Consider the following 1280-nt stretch of genomic DNA (forward strand, 5'->3'; position numbering starts at 1 on the left):
CGTTTTGTTACGCATGGTCGCTTGATGAATTTCTAGGAAACTTCAGTATATTTAGACCATGTATGCGAAAAAATAAATCAAACAAAAGAAACCCTACAAAACCAAATCACCACATTAACCCAATACCGAAAATCCCTAATCCATGAATGTGTCACAGGTAAAAAACGTATTTATCAGGGTGATTAAGCTTTCATGCTAAACTTACTATTAGCTGATGATCAGTGGTATATAGGGACAAACAACAATGCAATATATTTTTGAATGGGACCCAGTTAAAGCTAAAACAAACCTAAGCAAACATGGCGTAAGTTTTGAAGAAACCAGCGAGATATTTCTGGATCCTTTACAGTTGTCGCTTATTGACAGTGAACATAGTGAACAAGAGGAGCGCTGGATTACCCTAGGGAATACTAAATCTCATAACTTGCGCTTAGTAGTACATACTTTTTTAACGCATCATCAAGATCAAGTTACAGTACGCATTATTTCAGCTAGACTCGCTACAGCTCATGAGCAAAAACAATATGAGGACTCATAATGAAAGAAGAATATGATTTTTCCAATGCAGAACGTGGACGGTTTTACCGTCCAGATACGCAATTAAAGCTACCTGTTTATTTAGATCAGGATATAGAAAACTGGTTTGCTGAAAAAGCGAAAGCCAAAGGTGTTAATTTACAGTCTTTGGTTAATGAATTATTGCGTAAAGATATTTCTTTAATAAAAGAAGTGACAGGATAAGGATGAGATAAAGTCATCCATCAACAATGAACCAATTTCCTAAAATACGTGTCGGCATTATGCCACAAGAACAAATCAGACAAAGAGTGCTGCTTATCGCACAAGGACGTTATCAAGTTGCAGAAAATGAACCTAAAATCTGGTTTACCTCTATGCGCTCTTTAGCTGAAGTTTTAAGTGATGAAAACCGGGCTTTATTACATATTATTTATGAGGCTCAACCCAGCTCTATTAATGAGCTGGCTGAAATGTCAGGTCGAAAAGCCAGCAATTTATCCAGAACCTTAAAAACCTTATCAGGCTATGGAATAGTTGAGCTAATTAAAGAGAGCCGTCAAGTTAAGCCGGTTGCCAAAGCTATTGAGTTTGAGATTTTAGCCGCTTAGGAATAAGCACGAAACAACTTCCCGATATTAATTATTCTTGAGGAATTGCACGGTAATTCCATTTTGGTAAATGTGTATCAAATACAATCGGCATTATTTCTTTGAAGTCAGCGGCATATTTTCGTCCTGTCTCGTATATTTTGTCGAGTATGT

General features: G+C 36.6%; 3 protein-coding genes. All 3 read left to right on the forward strand.

The genetic code is table 11. The features are described from left to right. Positions 1 to 244 precede the first annotated feature (244 nt). The 3 genes from CDZ78_RS20560 to CDZ78_RS20570 are packed head-to-tail and all read left to right on the forward strand — an operon-like array spanning position 245 to position 1127. Positions 245 to 538, forward strand: coding sequence for a BrnT family toxin (locus CDZ78_RS20560; RefSeq protein WP_087871601.1), 294 nt, complete (start codon positions 245 to 247; stop codon positions 536 to 538). After that, positions 538 to 741 carry a hypothetical protein gene (locus CDZ78_RS20565; RefSeq protein ID WP_087871602.1) on the forward strand — a complete coding sequence of 68 codons (204 nt, stop codon included), beginning with the start codon at positions 538 to 540 and terminating at the stop codon, positions 739 to 741. Before CDZ78_RS20560 ends, CDZ78_RS20565 begins: the two co-directional genes overlap by 1 nt. Before the next feature lie 26 nt (positions 742 to 767). Further along, complete coding sequence (locus tag CDZ78_RS20570) at positions 768 to 1127, forward strand: HVO_A0114 family putative DNA-binding protein (RefSeq protein WP_087871603.1); 360 nt, start codon at positions 768 to 770, stop codon at positions 1125 to 1127. Positions 1128 to 1280: the final 153 nt, after the last annotated feature.

The organism is Bathymodiolus platifrons methanotrophic gill symbiont, from assembly GCF_002189065.1.
In the GTDB taxonomy this organism is placed as follows: domain Bacteria; phylum Pseudomonadota; class Gammaproteobacteria; order Methylococcales; family Methylomonadaceae; genus Methyloprofundus.

What these genes read in the sequence shown, in the direction of transcription:
- CDZ78_RS20560 (WP_087871601.1), top strand. Translation starts at nt 245, where the DNA reads ATGCAATATATTTTTGAATGGGACCCAGTTAAAGCTAAAACAAACCTA.
- CDZ78_RS20565 (WP_087871602.1), top strand. Translation starts at nt 538, where the DNA reads ATGAAAGAAGAATATGATTTTTCCAATGCAGAACGTGGACGGTTTTAC.
- CDZ78_RS20570 (WP_087871603.1), top strand. Translation starts at nt 768, where the DNA reads ATGAACCAATTTCCTAAAATACGTGTCGGCATTATGCCACAAGAACAA.